16 protein-coding genes are annotated in these 18,700 nt (G+C 39.1%); 15 read left to right on the forward strand and 1 reads right to left on the reverse strand.

Features of this window, described 5'->3' with window-relative positions; translation table 11 throughout:
* Positions 1-68 precede the first annotated feature (68 nt).
* Positions 69-701: a lysophospholipid acyltransferase family protein gene (locus ACQ4QH_RS03655; protein ID WP_439819313.1), complete on the reverse strand. Its 633-nt coding sequence runs from the start codon at positions 699-701 to the stop codon at positions 69-71.
* A gap of 87 nt (positions 702-788) precedes the next feature.
* On the opposite strand from ACQ4QH_RS03655, the gene ACQ4QH_RS03660 reads away from it, so the two are divergent.
* From ACQ4QH_RS03660 to ACQ4QH_RS03730, 15 genes are all read left to right on the forward strand, one after another.
* Positions 789-1,553, forward strand: a complete 765-nt coding sequence (locus ACQ4QH_RS03660; RefSeq protein WP_040760246.1) for a tRNA1(Val) (adenine(37)-N6)-methyltransferase — start codon at positions 789-791, stop codon at positions 1,551-1,553.
* Positions 1,546-1,833 (forward strand): GIY-YIG nuclease family protein, encoded by a 288-nt coding sequence (locus ACQ4QH_RS03665; protein WP_150177028.1) that lies wholly within the window; start codon positions 1,546-1,548, stop codon positions 1,831-1,833. Before ACQ4QH_RS03660 ends, ACQ4QH_RS03665 begins: the two co-directional genes overlap by 8 nt.
* A gap of 146 nt (positions 1,834-1,979) precedes the next feature.
* Positions 1,980-2,756: a 30S ribosomal protein S2 gene (rpsB, locus tag ACQ4QH_RS03670; protein WP_040760244.1), complete on the forward strand. Its 777-nt coding sequence runs from the start codon at positions 1,980-1,982 to the stop codon at positions 2,754-2,756.
* A 176-nt stretch (positions 2,757-2,932) separates the two neighbouring features.
* Positions 2,933-3,814 carry a translation elongation factor Ts gene (tsf, locus tag ACQ4QH_RS03675; protein WP_002827389.1) on the forward strand — a complete coding sequence of 294 codons (882 nt, stop codon included), beginning with the start codon at positions 2,933-2,935 and terminating at the stop codon, positions 3,812-3,814.
* A gap of 20 nt (positions 3,815-3,834) precedes the next feature.
* Positions 3,835-4,557: a UMP kinase gene (gene pyrH / locus ACQ4QH_RS03680; protein ID WP_002827388.1), complete on the forward strand. Its 723-nt coding sequence runs from the start codon at positions 3,835-3,837 to the stop codon at positions 4,555-4,557.
* A 4-nt stretch (positions 4,558-4,561) separates the two neighbouring features.
* The gene (gene frr, locus ACQ4QH_RS03685) at positions 4,562-5,119 is read left to right on the forward strand and encodes a ribosome recycling factor (protein WP_002827387.1); all 558 of its coding nucleotides are present in this window, start codon (positions 4,562-4,564) and stop codon (positions 5,117-5,119) included.
* Between the two features lie 197 nt (positions 5,120-5,316).
* Entirely contained in the window at positions 5,317-6,426 is a 1,110-nt protein-coding gene (locus ACQ4QH_RS03690) for an LCP family protein (RefSeq protein ID WP_439819314.1), read from the forward strand.
* Between the two features lie 234 nt (positions 6,427-6,660).
* On the forward strand, positions 6,661-7,845 hold the full coding sequence (locus ACQ4QH_RS03695; protein WP_131473650.1) for an ammonium transporter: 1,185 nt from the start codon (positions 6,661-6,663) through the stop codon (positions 7,843-7,845).
* A 473-nt stretch (positions 7,846-8,318) separates the two neighbouring features.
* Positions 8,319-10,136, forward strand: a complete 1,818-nt coding sequence (glmS, locus tag ACQ4QH_RS03700) for a glutamine--fructose-6-phosphate transaminase (isomerizing) (protein WP_259704925.1) — start codon at positions 8,319-8,321, stop codon at positions 10,134-10,136.
* A gap of 112 nt (positions 10,137-10,248) precedes the next feature.
* On the forward strand, positions 10,249-11,079 hold the full coding sequence (locus ACQ4QH_RS03705) for an MYG1 family protein (protein WP_259704924.1): 831 nt from the start codon (positions 10,249-10,251) through the stop codon (positions 11,077-11,079).
* 114 nt (positions 11,080-11,193) lie between these two features.
* Positions 11,194-12,411: a CCA tRNA nucleotidyltransferase gene (locus ACQ4QH_RS03710; RefSeq protein WP_150177654.1), complete on the forward strand. Its 1,218-nt coding sequence runs from the start codon at positions 11,194-11,196 to the stop codon at positions 12,409-12,411.
* A 6-nt stretch (positions 12,412-12,417) separates the two neighbouring features.
* Positions 12,418-14,319 (forward strand): ABC-F family ATP-binding cassette domain-containing protein, encoded by a 1,902-nt coding sequence (locus tag ACQ4QH_RS03715; RefSeq protein ID WP_439819315.1) that lies wholly within the window; start codon positions 12,418-12,420, stop codon positions 14,317-14,319.
* A gap of 1 nt (position 14,320) precedes the next feature.
* The gene (locus tag ACQ4QH_RS03720) at positions 14,321-14,818 is read left to right on the forward strand and encodes a dihydrofolate reductase (protein WP_040760235.1); all 498 of its coding nucleotides are present in this window, start codon (positions 14,321-14,323) and stop codon (positions 14,816-14,818) included.
* A 93-nt stretch (positions 14,819-14,911) separates the two neighbouring features.
* Positions 14,912-15,100: a YjzD family protein gene (locus ACQ4QH_RS03725; RefSeq protein ID WP_040760232.1), complete on the forward strand. Its 189-nt coding sequence runs from the start codon at positions 14,912-14,914 to the stop codon at positions 15,098-15,100.
* 128 nt (positions 15,101-15,228) lie between these two features.
* Positions 15,229-18,597, forward strand: coding sequence for a DNA polymerase III subunit alpha (locus tag ACQ4QH_RS03730; protein ID WP_439819316.1), 3,369 nt, complete (start codon positions 15,229-15,231; stop codon positions 18,595-18,597).
* Positions 18,598-18,700: the final 103 nt, after the last annotated feature.

The raw sequence follows: 18,700 nt of genomic DNA on the forward strand, positions 1-18,700 counted from the left end.
ATAAAAAAAGAAGTTGGAACAAATCCTTCTGTCCCAACTTCTCTATACGTATTGATTATCTACTTGATTTAATCTTTGTTCTTCGGATTTGGATCAACATAAACCCAGTCAGGATTAATTTCATCATCTAGCTTGTCAAAAGCTGCTTGTAGAGTATCACCAAATTCAGCGGTATTTTCTTCATTTACTTTGATACGCTTATCAATGTAAATGGGATCACCAAATGCCATTGTGACATTTTTGCGCTTGAATAAACCAGAAAACTTTACTGGTCCTTGATAAACGATTGGTACTAATGGTGCACCAGAAAGTTTTGCAATCATTAAAGCGCCACCTTTCATTTCTTCAGAATGGCGACTACCAGATGGAAACATAATCAAACTTAAGTCAGTCTTTTTTAAGTTCTTAACTGGTGTTTTAATGGCTGATGGACCTGGATGGTCACGATCAACCGAAAAAGCATTGGCATGGACAAGAATCCAGCGTAAAATAGGATTCTTGAAAAGCTCTTTTTTAGCCATAAAGCTAAATTTATGTGGCCAACCCGCTAGAGCAAAAAATACAGGTTCCCACCAAGTACGATGTGGACCAACTAAAATATAGTTGCCCTCAGGTAATTTGTCTGTCCCCAGCAGATTGTAGCGACCATTGATAAGCCAAACAATTCCTGCAGCGACATAACGTATGAATGAATAGAACATTTTGTTCATCCTCCCTAATAATAACGCCTTATTATCCCACATAACAGGCGTTTTTGGCAAACGATGGTGAACGATAAGGAGAAAAATATGAAAGTTGAACTGTTACCTGATGAACGTATCGATATGCTATACAATGACGACGTTCACATCATTCAAAGTAAATCTGTCTTTTCATTTTCACTGGATGCAGTATTACTGGCCAATTTTGCTGAACCCCGGAAAAATGGTCGGGGTTTGACAGTTGATCTTGGTGCCGGGAACGGTGCGGTGTCATTATTTATGGCGCACAAAGTTTCTGGCCAAATTGTTGGTGTAGAAATACAAGAACGTCTAGCCGATATGGCACAACGATCAGTTATGATGAATGACTTAACTGATAAAATTCGCATTATGAATGCAGATATGCGAGATATTTTCAATGACATTCGTCCGGGGTCAGCAGATATGGTGGTATCAAATCCACCTTATTTTTCGATTGATAACGAGCATACAGTCATGCATGAAAATAAACATTATGCGATTGCACGTCATGAATTGATGGCAGATTTGGATTTAGTAACATATACTGCTAAGAAGTTGTTGAAAAATAAGGCGCATTTTTTCATGGTTCATCGTCCTGATCGTTTGTTTGAAATTTTAGAGTCATTACAAAAAAATCATTTATCACCAAAGCAAATTCAATTTGTCTATCCTAAAGTTGGTGAACCAGCTAATATCGTGTTAATTGATGCAATCAAAGACGGTAAATTAACAGGAGCAAAAATTTTACCACCGATTGTTACCCATAATTTAGATGACACCTATACAGATGCTGTTTGGTCAATTTATGAAGGGCGTCAGCAGCATGGATAAACCATATTATATGTACGTGTTATTGACTGCGGATAATATGCTTTATTGTGGGTTCACGGATGATGTTGGTAAACGTCTAGCCACCCATGAAGCAGGTAAGGGGGCAAAGTTTACTAGACCAGCCAAACGACACCCACTGAAACTGCTTTATGCGGAGGCGTTTACAACGAAACATGATGCATTGCATGCAGAAGCTATGTTTAAAAAGCTTACGCGTAGCCAAAAAGAGAAATTTCTACATGATCACCATGTGCCAGAGTTTGAGAAAAATTTTGGTTGACATATTGCATAAAACTGAGTAACATTAATTATTGGTTTTATACCAAAAATACTCACTAGTTCTCAATAGTTTGACGGGTGCCCCTTTACCGGGTCGCCAGGCTACATGCGAGGCTAGGCGGAAAAAACATTTGGAGGCAGATACTCATGGCAGTAATCTCAATGAAGCAATTGCTTGAAGCTGGTGTACACTTCGGACACCAAACTCGTCGTTGGAACCCAAAGATGTCAGATTACATCTTTACGGAACGTAACGGTATTTACATTATCGATTTGCAAAAGACAGTTAAGTTGGTTGACCAAGCATATAACTATGTTCGCGATGCAGCTGCTGATGGTGCAACGGTATTGTTCGTTGGTACTAAGAAGCAAGCACAAGACTCAATTGCAGAAGAAGCAACTCGTGCAAACATGTTCTACGTTAACCACCGTTGGTTAGGTGGAACTTTGACTAACTGGAAGACTATCCAAGCTCGTATTGCTCGTCTAAAGGAATTGCGTGCAATGGAAGAAGACGGTACTTTTGATCGTTTGCCAAAGAAGGAAGTTTCATTGCTAATCAAGCAACGTGAGAAGTTGGACAAGTTCTTGGGTGGTATTGCTGATATGCCTAAGATTCCTGATTTGATGTTCATCGTTGATCCTCACAAGGAACAATTGGCTGTGCAAGAAGCACACAAGTTGAACATTCCTATCGTGGCTATGGTCGATACTAACGCTGATCCAGATCAAATTGACGTTAAGATTCCATCAAACGATGATGCAATCCGTGCCGTACGTTTGATTACTTCAAAGATGGCAGATGCTATTATTGAAGGTAACCAAGGTGAAGATGCAGTTGAAGAAGCTGATTTTGCAGCTGAAGGTGACAAGCCTGCTTCAATCGAAGAATTGACTGATCTTGTTGAAGGTAAGAAGAACTAATTATCTTTTGACAAATAGCAAAAAAGCTTATTCCAATTTACGGAATAAGCTTTTTTGCGCTCTACGCAAAACTCATGTAAAATGATTACTAGATATCTAATATGTGTATAGAAAATCGTTATATTTTCGTGTATACTAGTTGAGATAAGATTTAGCATATACAAGGAGACCATAAAATGGCTATTACTGCTTCACAAGTTAAAGAGTTACGTGAAAAGACTGGCGTTGGAATGATGGATGCCAAGAAGGCATTGGTTCAAACTGATGGTGATATGGACAAGGCAATTGATGCTTTGCGTGAAAAGGGAATGGCAAAGGCTGCTAAGAAGGCCGGCGCTGTTGCTGCTGAAGGAATGACTTATGTTGTTTCAAAGGACAACAAAGCTGCTATCATCGAATTGAACTCTCAAACTGACTTCGTTGCTGGCAATGCAGAATTTAACGAATTGTTACATGCTGTTGCCAACGCAATTGTTGAATATGCACCAGCAAATGTTGAAGATGCTTTGGCACTAAAAGTTTCTGAAGATCAAACATTAAATGACATGATTATTCACACGACACAAATCACTGGTGAGAAGATTACACTACGTCGTTTTGCAGTTGTTGAAAAAGCAGAAGGTCAAGTATTTGGTACTTACTCACATATGGGTGGTCGTATTTCATCACTTGTATTGTTGGATGGTTCAGATGAACAAGTTGCAAAGGACGTTGCAATGCACGTTGCAGCAATTGCACCAAAGTACGTTTCAGCTGAAGAAGTGCCAGCAGAAGTTTTGGATCACGAGAAGGCCGTTCAAATGAAGTCAGAAGACTTAGCAGGTAAGCCTGATAACATCAAGGAAAAGATGGTTGAAGGACGTTTGCACAAGTTCTTGGCAGAAATTGCATTGGTTGACCAACCATTCGTAAAGGGTGACGGTAAAGAAACTGTTGCTAAGTATGTTGCAAGCAAGAACAGCAAGGTTGTTTCATTCGTTCGCTATGAAGTTGGTGAAGGAATCGAAAAGAAGGCAAATGACTTTGCTGCTGAAGTTGCAGCTCAAATGGGTGAATAGAGACCGAGGCGATTAAAATAATGGCAGATGTAAAGTACAAACGAATATTGTTAAAGCTCTCAGGTGAAGCTTTGTCCGGTGAGCGTGGGTATGGTATTGATCCAGAAACTGTTAACAATATCGCAGCGGAAATCAAAGAAGTTTATGAACTAGGTGTTGAAATTGCAATCGTTGTTGGTGGTGGTAACCTATGGCGTGGTGAAGCTGGTGCAAAGTTGGGAATGGAACGCGCACAGGCCGACTATGTTGGTATGTTAGGTACAACTATGAACGCATTGGCATTGCAAGACGCACTTGAATCACACGATGTTCCCACACGTGTACAAACTGCTATTGAAATGCGTCAAGTTGCTGAACCTTACGTTCGTCGAAAGGCAGTTCGCCACTTAGAAAAGGGACGTGTTGTTATTTTCGGTGCAGGTACTGGTTCACCATACTTTTCAACGGACACAACTGCAGCCTTACGTGCCGCCGAGATTAATGCTGAAGCTATTCTAATGGCTAAAAATGGCGTTGACGGTGTATACAGCGACGATCCTCGTAAAAACCCAGACGCAACGATGTTTGAAAAGCTAACGCATAAAGACATTATTGCTAAGGGGCTTAAAGTGATGGATTCAACTGCTTCAACACTATCAATGGATAACGATATTAATCTGGTGATTTTTAACATGAATACATCTGGCAATATTAAGCGTGTTGTCTTGGGTGAGAATATCGGAACAACCGTGGAGGTAGATTAGAATTATGGCTAATGCAATTATTGAATCAGCAAAAGAGCGTATGAGCAAGGCTGGTGATGCATTACGTCGTGAATTAGGTAATATCCGTGCGGGTGTTGCTAATCCATCAATTCTACGTAATATTACAGTAGAATACTATGGGGCAGAGACACCACTTAATCAATTAGCATCGGTAACTGTACCTGAGGCACGCGTATTGTTGATCACGCCCTTTGATAAGTCTGTTTTAAAAGGAATTGAGCAATCTATTTTTGCATCTGATTTGGGATTGACTCCAGCCAACGATGGGTCAGTTATTCGCTTGGTAATTCCAGCTTTGACTGAAGAAACTCGTAAAGATTTGGCTAAAGAAGTTAAGGCAGAATCAGAAAAAGCAAAGGTTGCTGTTCGAAATGTTCGTCGTGATGCGATGGACGATGCGAAGAAAGCATTAAAGAACAACGACTTATCAGAAGATGAAGCACACAATATCGAAGATGACATTCAAAAGGCAACGGATGCTGCTATTAAGAATGTTGACGAAATTGCGGCTGAAAAAGAAAAAGAATTGTTGACTATCTAGTTGATGGTTATTTTCTAAAAAGAATTGGGAACCAATCGTTCTCAATTCTTTTTTATATCTTAATAAATTTGTTACTTATTCATTGGTTTATTTGTGTATAATGCTTTATAGGTGGAATATACTACACAAAATAATGCCTGTTTCAGGAGTAGGAGTGTCAACAATTTTTATTTGCTGGCAAATAGGGAGGACAAATCATGGATGATGAGCAAAAGGTATCTCGCTCAGAACGTGGTAACAAAAAGGGTAAAAAGAAAACGCATAAGGTACGTAATACGATTTTGAGTCTTTTGTTACTGATCATATTAGCTGTGGCTGGTCTATTCGGCTACGCATATATGCAAACCAAAGGGGCCATTGATAAATCATATGTTGCGCCAAATATAAAGAAGGCACGTGATGTTTCAAGTGTCCTTAATGACGGCCGGCCAATTTCTATTTTGTTGTTGGGTACTGATACAGGAGAATTAAACCGTAACTATAAAGGTCGTACGGATTCAATCATGGTTTTGACGATCAATCCAAAAACGAATAAGACAACAGTCATGTCAATACCACGTGATACATTGATTGCCATTGTCGGATATGAAAATACATTCCCACAAAAAATCAATGCGGCTTATTCATATGGTTCAGCAGCGACAACGATTAAGACAGTGCAAAAGTGGTTAAATATTCCAATTGATTACTATGCATTGGTCAACATGGGTGGTATGGAGAAGGTTGTTAATAAAATTGGTGGTGTCACAGTAACATCACCACTAACTTTCAACTTTAACCCAGATACGGCACATTCTACAGGAAGTAATTTGTACAGCTTTACTGAAGGATCAAGTACGTATTCACATAATGGCAAGACTTACTCAAAAATGAATGGTAAAGCAGCCTTAGCATTTTCTCGTATGCGTTATAATGATCCGCAGGGAGATTATGGTCGTCAGACACGTCAACGACTAGTTTTGCAAGGTATTATTGAAGCTGCGAAGAATAATCCAACAAAACTATTGGACTCAGGATTCTTAGATTCAGTTTCATCCTCAACGCAAACGGATTTGACCTATCATGATATGATTACAATTGCTCGTAAGTATGCGAAAGCAGCTGGACATATTTCAAATGATCATATTCAAGGTACAGGGTATAGCTTGTCATCAGGTTCAACCGAAGTTGTTTCAAGTGATGAACAACAACGTGCAACCAATGTCTTGCGCAAGTCATTGGGTCTAAAAGCTGCACAAACTGGACCACTTTATGGTGGCAATGTTTCAGTATCTGAAATGAGTTCAATCGGTGTACCAACAAATTAATATAATTGTTAGAAATAAGAGGTTAGCATACTTTCTCTATCCTAACTTCGTTTAAAGGACGTCAATCTACCGAATTCAAAGAGGTAGATTGACGTCCTTTTCAGTCTGTAATGACTAGCTATGTCTATTTGTCTAGACCACCAAATGTTAGCATTGTTAACACAATTTATTACGTTCGCTGGGTATGTGCTTATACTGATGTTAAGTTATTTCAAGAAAGCGCAGGTGAGAAGAATGAATGGTGCAGATGTCGCATGGGTGTTAGTAAGTGCAGGATTGGTCTGGTTAATGGTGCCTGGATTGGCATTATTTTATGGTGGTTTAGCAGAAACACGGACAACGGTAAATACATTGGCAATGGTTATGATTGCGATTGCAGTTGGTGGTGTTGTTTGGTTTACAGTTGGTTATTCATTAGCCTTTAGTGGTTCAGGACCTATTATTGGTAACCTAGATGCAGCATTTCTTCATAATGTCTCTATGACAAAGAGTACACGAGGTTTAGGTATCTCAGATGGTCTATTTGCACTCTTTCAAGGAATGTTTCCAATGATTACTATGGCAATTATTGCGGGTTCAGTTGTTGGTCGTATGAATTTTAAGGCATTTATTTTGTTTTTAACTGCTTGGATGTTGCTAGTTTATGTCCCATTGGCACATATGATTTGGGGTGGTGGAATTTTAGCACAACATGGCGCCTTGGATTTTGCTGGTGGTGATGTTGTTCATATTTCATCAGGTGTGTCTGGTTTGGTATTAGCTTTAATGATTGGTAAGCGGCGAGTGAACACCGATACGTCAGGGAACAATTTATTAGCAACAGTTATTGGTGGTGGCTTACTCTGGTTTGGTTGGTTTGGTTTCAATGCTGGTTCTGCCTTAGCAGCCGATGGAGTTGCCATTGTTGCTTTCACAAATACAAATATTGCGGCAGCTTTTGCCATGCTAACTTGGGTTATTCTTGATTTTATCTTGTTCAAGCGCGTACGTATTTCCGGAGCTATTTCTGGAGGTGTGGCAGGATTAGTTGTTATCACACCAGCTGCTGGATTCGTGCAACCAGCTAGTGCGATGATCATGGGAATTATTGTTGCTATTGGTGCTTATTTTGCAACAACTGTGATTAAGTATCGATTGGGATATGATGACACACTAGATGCTTTTGGATTGCATGGTGTTGGTGGTGTCATTGGTGGTATTTTGACCGGTGTCTTTGCTTCAAAGCCATTGGCTGGTACGTCAGTTAGTTGGCAATTAATGGGTACCCAACTTGGCGCAATCTTGGTAACAATTGTTCTAGTTGTTGTCTTAACATTTATTATTGCGAAAGTCGTTAACTTGATTACACCTCTACGAGTTGATGAAGCTGTTGAAGAAGATGGTCTAGATTATGACCTTCACGGCGAAGTCAATGCATAATTTATTGACTTTTTAAGGTAAATAGTTTAGTATGAGTCCACAGGTTAATATTACAGTAATGTAAAGATTATCTTTACATGAATTAAATGAAAAAGGGAGGTAATTTTATGTTCGGAATGAATATGTTGAACAAGAAAGTTGATCGCGCTGTTCGTGCATACAAGAACATGGATATTCAGCGCCACCCTAAGGCTTGTGGACATCACAAGGCTCACTAATTTGGCGATGATTATTAAAAAATAAAATTATTTTTTACTGACTGGGACATATAATAATGTTTCAGTCTTTTTTTATGATAATTTCGCACATCAATAAAACCTATACCAATTTAGACCAAATAGATAGTTAAACGTTATAAATTCATTGACTGATACAAATTAACGCGCAATAATGGTCATTGTACTTAAAATAAAAAACAAAAAAATACTATACCATTAGTGAAAACGTTGTATTAGTTGTATAAGGAGAAAAATATGTTCTGTGGAATTGTTGGATTTACTGGAAATAATTACCAATCAGCACCTATTCTATTAAAAGGATTACAAAAGTTAGAATATCGTGGTTATGATTCTGCTGGCTTATATGTAGCAGATGAGGCCAATGGCACAGATCAACTGGTTAAGGAAAATGGTCGCGTTTCAGAACTAGTAAAACTGGTTTCAGAGAAAAATGTCAAGGGAACTGCCGGTATTGCACATACTCGTTGGGCAACCCATGGTGTGCCTTCTGTAGCAAATGCGCATCCCCATGTTTCTGCAGATGGTCGTTTTTACTTAGTTCATAACGGTGTGATTGAAAATTATGCGGAATTGAAGCAAAATTATTTATCAGACGTTCAGTTTGCATCAAATACTGATACAGAAGTTGCTGTACAAATGATTGATAAGTTTGTAAAGGAAGGTGAAACAACTGTTAATGCACTTAAGAAGTTAATTGCATTGATGGATCGTAATTCAGCCTACGGTTTCTTGCTAATGGATCGTGAAGAACCTGAACGCATGTATGTTGCTAAGCAAAAGTCACCTTTGTTGATTGGTATCGGTTCAGATTTTAATGTCGTTACATCTGATGCCGTTGCCATGCTGGATCAGACACATGATTTTATTGAATTACATGATGGTGAAATTGCCATCGTTGATCCAGACAATGTGCAATTATTCGCTGCTAATGGCGATGCAATCTCTCGTGAGGCTTTCCATCTAGATATTGATGCAACCGAAACAGATAAGGGTGCTTATCCATTTTATATGTTAAAAGAAATCGATGAACAACCTGTTGTGATTCGACAATTAATTTCACGTTACTTACCTAAGGATGGTCAGCCACAAATTGGTGAAGGAATTGTGAAGGATATGTTAGCAGCGGATCGTATCTACATCGTTGCTGCTGGAACTTCATATCATGCAGGACTAGTTGGGGCACGGCTCTTTGAACGTTGGGCTGGTATACCAACAGAAGTTCATGTGTCATCAGAGTTTGCTTATGAGCAGCCATTATTATCAGAAAAGCCATTCTTTATTTTCCTATCACAGTCTGGTGAGACGGCAGATTCACGTGAGGTTTTGCAAAATATCAATGCCCAAGGGTTCAAGTCATTGACATTGACTAATGTTGAAAAATCAACACTATGGCGTGAGGCAACTTACGCTTTGCCACTACTCGCTGGTCCAGAAATTGCTGTGGCATCAACGAAAGCATATGTTGCACAAGTGACTTTGCAGGCTATTTTGGCATATGCTTTGGCAGACCGTGAAGCGTTAAATCTAGATTTAGAACAAGAATTATCAAAGATTGCCATTGCTATTCAGGGAATTATCGATGATAAAGAGCAGCTGCAAGAAGTTGCAGAGGAAATGCTTGTACCAGCACACCATGCATTTTACATTGGGCGTGGTGTAGATTCAGCAGTTGTACTGGAAGCTGCCTTGAAGTTAAAGGAAATTTCATATGTTCAGACTGAAGGATTTGCTGCTGGTGAATTAAAGCACGGTACATTAGCCTTAATTGAAGAAGATACACCAGTTATTGCTGTAATGACCCAACCACGTTTAGCTGGACTGGTTCGTGGTAATTTGGCTGAAACACAAGCTCGTGGCGCGAAAACTTATACGATTGTGACACAAGCTATTGCCAAACCTGAGGATGATTTTGTACTACCAGATATTAATGAATTGTTGACACCGTTGGTTAGTGTCGTACCAACGCAATTGTTGGCTTATTACACATCACTTGGTCGGGGATTAGATGTTGATCATCCACGTAATTTGGCTAAGTCTGTTACTGTTCAGTAAAAAAGTAATCTGAAATGTTTAACGTTGATTTGTTTCGGCAAATCAACGTTTTTTATTAGCAGATGACGTGTACAATAGAGAGTAGGAAAAAAGGTAATTTGGAGGACTAACGATGTATAAAAACTTAGTCACACATAATGGGAAGTTTCACGCAGATGATGTCTTTGCGAGTGTTATCATGACACAGCTTTTTCCAGAATTGACAATCATTAGAACACGTGATGAAGTCGTTACTGATGATCATCAGAATTTTGTCTATGATGTTGGTGGTGGTGAATTTGATCATCATGGTATTGATGATACTCGTCAGCATCAAAACGGGGTACCAATGGCTGCGTTTGGGTTAATTTGGCAAACTTTTGGTCAACAATATATTGAAAAATTAGTTCCTGACTTATCAGAAGAAATTATTAAGTCTGTTCATCGTCATGTTGATAGTAGCTTCGTTATTGGTATCGATGCATTGGATAATGGTGTTTCCGAATACCAAAGTGAAGTCTTTACAGTACCGGATGTGATTAATGACTTCTATGAAGAAGATGATGAAACAAATAGTTTTAATCACGCAGTGGCTTGTGCGACATTGATTTTGGAAAATCGGGTCAAAAAGACAGTAGCTAAGCAAATTGCACAACAGGCGGTTATTGAACAAGCAATATTCGTATCTAATCAAATCTTATTATTACCAATTTCGGGACCTTGGAAAGATTATGCTGAGCAATTTGATCAATTAGTATTTGTTGTATTACCTAGAAAAGACGGTAATTGGATGATACAAGGTGTTCCAGTAACCCATGGCAGTTTTGAAGTTAAGCATGCGATTCCACAAGTAAAAGAAGATGGTATCGTATTTATACATCGCACTGGTTTCATGGCAGTCGTAGATACACAAGAACATGCATTGCAATTAGCCCAGCAAGTACTGGATGGGCGGGAAAACTAAAAATAAATGAACGTTCGTTTATTTATGGAACGTGCATTCTATGGTCTACACAATTCATAAAAAGATTAAGGTGTCTGGTATACTGAGTAGTAGTAGAAAAAAAGGAGGCCCAACATGAAAATAAATAAAATGCCATTGGAGTTTATTGAGGCATTGCCGATTTTAGAAACGATAGAAAATGCGGGTTATGAGGCGTATTTTGTCGGTGGATCGGTTCGTGATACATTGCTCAGTAAACCAATCCATGACGTTGATATTGCGACCTCGGCTTATCCTGAAGAAATTAAGAAAATATTTAATCGTACGGTAGATACCGGTATCGAACATGGGACGGTTATGATTCTGGATCATGGCACTGGTTATGAGACAACCACATTTCGAACAGAATCAACCTACACAGATTTTCGTCGACCAGATGAGGTGAAATTTGTTAGATCCTTAGATGAAGACTTAAAGCGACGTGATTTTACGGTTAATGCACTGGCTTTAACAAAAGATGGTGAGGTCATTGACTTATTTGGTGGTGTCCAGGATATGTCAGCTAAAGTATTACGAGCTGTTGGTCGACCTGAGGAACGGTTTCATGAAGATGCATTACGCATGATGAGAGCAGTGCGTTTTGCTGCCCAATTAGACTTTAAAATCGATCCTGATACACAAAAGGCGATTGCAGAAAACGCACCATTACTAGCAAACATTGCTGTGGAACGGATCAATGTTGAATTTAGTAAACTCATGCAGGGAACTTCAGCTAGCTATGGTTTAGTTGAAATGATTAAAAGTGGCTTGAACGGATTTATGCCGGGGTTATCAAGCACAGATCAGGACCTAGCTGCCTATGCTGAATTATTACAAATTGCGCAGCCTGCTGATGATAACCAAGCTTGGTCATTACTATCTTTCGAGCTGGGATTAAATCCACAGGATACGAGTAAATTCTTAAAGCTATGGAAGCAACCAAATGAAATGATTCAGACGGCAAAGTCAGTCATTACACTGATGAATAAACTGCGTCTTGGTGATGTTAACGATTGGGATCTTTATCAAACACAGGATGCCATTACGACAGCTTTAGCTACTGTCAAAATAAGTGAAATTAGCGCTAATGTTGACAATTTGTCAATGCGTTATCAAGCATTACCTATTAAACATAAACAAGAATTGGCCATCAATGGTGGTGAACTAGTGAAAAGTTTGCATCTTGCACCTGGACCATTATTTGGGAAAATATTAGCTGACTTAGAGCATCGGGTTGTAACTGGTGGGCTAGAGAATGAGCGAGCGGCTTTATTGCACGCTGCTGCTGAGATTGTAGAGAAAGAGAAGAAATAATATAAAATGAAGCAATTAAGGGCAACAGATCTACATAGTGTCTATGGTGAAAAAACACTGTTAGACAAAGTGTCATTTTTGATTGAGACAGGTGACCGTGTGGGAATCGTTGGTGTTAATGGTACAGGTAAGACAACGTTATTAAATGCTGTTTCAAAAGTTGTGCCTGCTGATAGTGGTCAAATTGAAACACCAAATGACTACACGATTGGCTATTTACAGCAAGAACCACCACTAGATGAAAATAAAAAAGTGATGGATGCCATTTTTAGTGGTGCCCAACCAGTCTTTCAGTTAATTCGTGATTATCAAGCGGCACTAGCTGAATATTCCGAAAATCCAGCTGATGAAAAGCGACTTTCTCGTTACACTAGACTAGAACAACAAATGACGCAACAAGATGCCTGGTTAGCTGAGTCTGAAGTTAAAAATATTCTGACACAATTACACCTACCAAACTTGGACTTACAAATATCTGCACTATCTGGTGGTCAACGTAAGCGTGTCGGTCTTGCTCAAGTGCTTATTCAGGCACCAGATCTATTATTATTAGATGAGCCCACGAACCACCTTGATTTTGATTCAATTGCGTGGTTGGAGAAGTATCTAGCTAATTATTCCGGTGCCGTCATGACAGTGACTCATGATCGGTATTTCTTAGATAGTGTCACCAATCGTATTTTTGAGTTATCATTTGGGAAACTCTATGAATATCATGGTAACTATGAGAAATATGTTACTGCCAAGGCTGAACGAGTTAGTGCTGAAGCTGTTGCAGAACACAAATCAGCACAGTTATACAAAAAAGAATTGGCTTGGATGCATGCGGGTGCGAAAGCCCGTTCTACCAAACAAAAAGCTCGTGAAAATGCCTTTGCAGAATTAGCGGCACAACAGGGAACTCGTCAGGTTGAAGGTGAAGTTTCAGTCAATCTTGGACAAACGCGTTTAGGTAAAAAAGTTATCAATATTGACCATGCAAATTTGGCATTTGATCAATTAACGATTTTAAAAGATTTTAGTGAGTTGGTGCAAGGTAATGAACGGATTGGTATCACCGGACCAAATGGTTCTGGAAAATCAACCCTTTTAAATGCGATTGCAGGGCAACAGCCACTAGATAGTGGTGTGATTGAAATTGGTGAAACCGTTAAAATGGCGTATTATACGCAAATTACCGAACCAATACCAGAAGATAAGCGAGTGCTTGCCTATTTAAGTGAAGTTGCTGAAGAGGTTACGGATTCGGATGGTAATCACATTTCGGCTGCTGAATTATTGGAGCAATTCTTATTCCCACCATTCATGCATGGTACGTTAATTCGACAGCTTTCTGGTGGTGAAAAGCGCCGGCTGTATTTACTGAAATTATTAATTCAACAACCGAATGTATTACTACTAGACGAGCCAACGAATGACTTAGATATTGGTACCTTGACCGTTCTTGAAGATTATCTACGATCATTTGCAGGTACGGTGATAACTGTTTCTCATGATCGGTATTTCTTAGATAAGGTAGCTAACAAACTGTGGATATTTAAAGGACAGGGTGCAATCATACGCTACAATGGTAGTTTCAGTGATTATTTGGACACGTATGGTGCACCAACTCTTGATGTAAAGGCCACTAAACCAGTTGCTGAAGTAGACGAAAAGGTCAATAAAAAACCAGTTCCTAAAAAGAAAAAGCTGACTTGGAATGAGAAACAAGAATGGGCAACTATCGAAGATGATATTGCCAATTTAGAAAGTAAAATTAGCGCTATTGAAGAAGAAATGAATATAAGTGGTGATGATTTTACAAAATTAGCGGATTTGCAAAAAGAATTAGAGCAAACAAATGACGCATTAGAAGCAAAGATGATACGATGGGAAGAATTATCTGAACTTGTAGAAGGTGGTGCATAAGATGGCTGAGAAAAACTTAATTTGGGCACAAACACTGGATGGTACGATTGCTATTGATGGACATATTCCTTGGCATCAAAAGGCTGATTTACAATTTTTTAAACAATCCACTATTCATGAGGCAGCACTAATGGGACGCCATACAATGGCTAGTTTTCATGGTCGTCCATTGCCTGAACGCTTAAATTTAGTACTGACAAGAAATCATGATTTGGAAGTTCCAGAGGGCTTTCAAAAAGTTTATAGTGTTGCTGAAGCCGAAAAGGTCGCTGATAATGCTAACTTGAAGTTGCAAGTTATTGGTGGTAAACCAATCTATGAAAGTTTCATGGATACAGCAGATACATTATATGTGACCTATTTACAGACAGATTTTTCTGGGGATGTTAAAATGGCACCAGTTGATTTGACTGTCTGGCAAGGTGAAGTGATTGATCAAGGACCTGCCGATGCAGATAATGATTACGATTGGCGATTAGTGAAATACACAAGACAATAGATTTCTGTGAATTAATTAACATGTGACAAATTGGTTGCTGAGGCGTAAAATGATGGAGTAAAACATTTTGGCGATATGCTAAGAGGTGTCAATATGAAGTATGTTGTAGCGTTTGTTTGGACATTTGTTTTGGGAGAAGTACTTGGTTACATTGGTAGTGCGCTTGAGAGTGCAACTTACAATGCAACTATGACTTCTTTGTTCTCTGTGGTTATCGGTATGATTGGAACAATTGCTTATGTTGCAATTTCAAAATCAGCTGCGCCTCACGTAGAAAAATAATGACCATTAACAAGCTAAGTATAAGGAGATCACCATCATAGGTGGTCTTTTTTATTTGCAATGGCTATAATTAAATTAAGTTAAAATAAATATTCATCAATTGGATTCTTTGAAAGAAGGAGGCTATTATGGTACCACTTCAAACCATGACAGCATTTAGTTTGTTGCGGAGCCCGATGACTCCTCAGCAATTGATAAAGGCTGTACAAGATAAGGGTTATCAGGCCGTTGCGTTGACGGATTACAACGTTTTATACGGGATGTATGATTTTTACCAAGCAGCCCAGGCAGCTGACATACAGCCCATTTTAGGATTGACAGCTGAATTGATTGGTTTGCAATCTTCACAATCTTATCCGGTAATTTTTCTGGTTGAAAATCAGGTTGGGTATCACAACTTATTGCAAATCAGTAGTGCCATTAATACCCAAAATGAGAAAATGACGCTCGACGATTTAAAATCGTATTTATCAGGTTTATATATTATCTTACCCAGTATCGGTGAACTAGCAGTTTTGTTAGGAACTGAACCTGAACGAGCAATGACATTGGTTAAAACAGTCACCGCATTAGCTGATGCTACTCATGTCTTTTTGGGAGTTTCGTTGGATATGCGTGAGGCTATGTTGCAATCGATCAAAGAGCTTGCACAAAATACTGGCACACGTATCATTGCGAATGAAAATGTCTTATATCCTAACGCATCTGATCAGTTTTCAGCGCAAGTTATTCAGAAACTAGGCCAAGGTGAGATTATATCTAATGTTGGTTTGGCACAAAAGCAAGCCGCAACAGCATATTTGAAAGAAAGTACCGATTGGGCAAATGAATATAATAGCCGCGGTTTATCAGATGCTGTCGAGAATACAGATTGGATTGCAGCACATAGTTATGTGGTGTTAGAGCAGTCATCAGTGACCGTGCCAAAATATGAAACACCGCAGGGACAATCTTCCTCGGATTACCTTGCAGAGTTAGCGACAACCGGGTTGACCAATCGTTTGCATGATATGGCTGTTGATGCTACACCGTATAAAGCACGTTTAAAAGAAGAATTACGTATCATTAATGAACTAGGTTTTGCCGATTATTTCTTAATTGTTTGGGATGTTTTGAATTATGCGCACAAAAAATCAATTCGAACTGGGCCAGGACGTGGATCAGCAGCTGGCTCGTTAGTTGCCTATGTTTTGTGGATCACGGATGTTGACCCTATTGCTTATGATTTACTTTTTGAACGTTTTTTGAATCCAGAACGTCACCAAATGCCGGATATCGATATTGACATCCCCGACAATCGCCGTGAAGAAATTTTGGATTATCTACATGAGCATTATGGGCATGAGCGAGTTGCTCAAATTATTACCTTTTCAACGATGGCCCAGCGCGCAGTTATTCGAGATGTTGCCAGAGTTTTTGGTTTGAATCCAACACAAATCGATAATTTATCGAAATCAATGCCTCGTGGGACTGCCAGTTTACAAGGTTCATATGAGTCGTCTTTGCCATTTCGTAATGCGTTATTAGACTTACCTGTTGATGGACAACTGTTATATCAGACAGCATTGAAGTTAGAGGGATTGCCACGCAATGCATCATTACATGCAGCAGGGGTCGTCTTATCCGCCGAACCATTGGCAAATTATATGCCAGTTCAACTAGGGGACGACGGGCGTTTAGTCACACAACTCCCCAAGGGTCCCGTAGAAGCATTAGGACTGTTAAAAATGGACTTTTTGGCTTTATCTAACTTAAACATCTTAGATATTGCTATTCGTGAAATTCAAAAAATACCTGATCATGAGTCATTTAGTATCGCAAGTGTATCATTGGATGATCAAGCGACGTTAAGGCTGTTTCAAAATGGTCTGACGAATGGTGTTTTTCAATTTGAATCAGGGGGGATGAAAAATATTTTGCGTCAATTACGTCCTGATAGTTTTGAAGATATTGTGGCAGCAAATGCTCTCTTCAGACCAGGACCCATGCAGAATATTCCTCATTTCGTTGCCCGTAAGCATCAAGAAGAAAAACAAGATGTACCAGATGCAAGTATGGCTGAAATTTTAGCGCCGACATATGGCATTATCGTGTATCAAGAGCAAGTTATGCGAGTTGCCGAACGCTTTGCAGGTTTTTCATTGGGTGAGGCCGATTTGTTGCGTCGAGCAATGTCAAAAAAAGACCATGATAAAATTGCGGCTATGCAATCAAAATTTATTGATGGTGCAGTTGGCCGACATCATGACCAGCAAGTTGCCGAACAGGTATTCAGCTATATTGAAACGTTCGCTCAATATGGTTTTAATCGATCACATGCCGTTGCTTACTCGAAACTAGCTTTCCAACTGGCATATATTAAGGCACATTATCCAGCCGCTTTTTATAAGGCGGTATTAAATGATTCAATTGCTGATCATAAAAAAGTTGGTATTTACATCGCCGAGGCAAAATTAAGCCATGTGACTATTTTGCGCCCTAGTCTTAATCATTCGTGGCAGGGATACAGTATGAATAAACAAGGCGAGCTTCAAATGGGACTAGCATCAATTAGCGGCTTACGACGTGATTTTCGTGAAGCGCTGATTCAAGAACGGCAAGAAGGTGGACAATATCGTGATTTAACGAACTTCATTGGTCGTCTACCTAGCAAGTATCGCAAAGTCTCACAGTTAGAGCCGTTAATTTATGCGGGTGCTTTGGATGAATTTGGATTTAATCGTAAAACGTTGTTAGGGTCAATGCAGGGGTACATTGATGCAGTTGGGTTGGCTGGTGAATCGATTTCATTATTTGAGTCGCTAACACCAAAAATGCATGAAGTTGCTGAGTTTCCACTCAATGAAAAGTTGGGTTATGAACATGAATATTTAGGTGTTTATCTAAGTGGTCATCCAATTGAACCTTATTTGGCTGCGATACCAGAGAACAGACGGACTGACATTGCTAACTTAGCAGTAGGTATGACATCGGTAACGGTCGTTATTTATGTCCAAAATGTTAAAAAAATCCGTACTAAAAAAGGTGATCCAATGGCTTTTGTAGACGGTATTGATTTAACTGGGACCTTATCGATTACTATTTTTCCAACGGTTTTCAAAAAAATCGAGCCATTATTGGTAAATGAAAAAGTGCTATTAATTACTGGAAAAATTGAACAACAACGTGGTCGTGATACTTTACAGATGATTGCAAATCAAGTAATTAATGGTGATGAATTATTGGCAGAATCATCTGTTTCTGAAAAAGCAGCAGCATCGACTGGACAATGGTACTTAAGAATTATGGCATCAGCTGAAGATGCTGGTGTCATGCCAGCATTGCAGAATATTTTGCGACAACACCATGGTGCTAATCCGGTATTGATTGTATTTGAAAGAGATCATCGTAAAATTGCCTTGAATGAAACGTATTGGTTAACCGCTGATGATGAAACCGGTGAGGCAATTCGGTCAATTTTGGGCGAAAACAATGTCGTATTCAAATCAATTCAATAATTTTTTTAGAGAATTATTAAAATTAAAAGCAAAATACAATACAAACAGCTATAAAATGCGTTAGAATAAATTAACTATTCAGAGTGATAGGTGAAAGATGCGA

The sequence above is a fragment of the Weissella paramesenteroides genome (assembly GCF_051903945.1).
Lineage (GTDB): Bacteria > Bacillota > Bacilli > Lactobacillales > Lactobacillaceae > Weissella > Weissella paramesenteroides_A.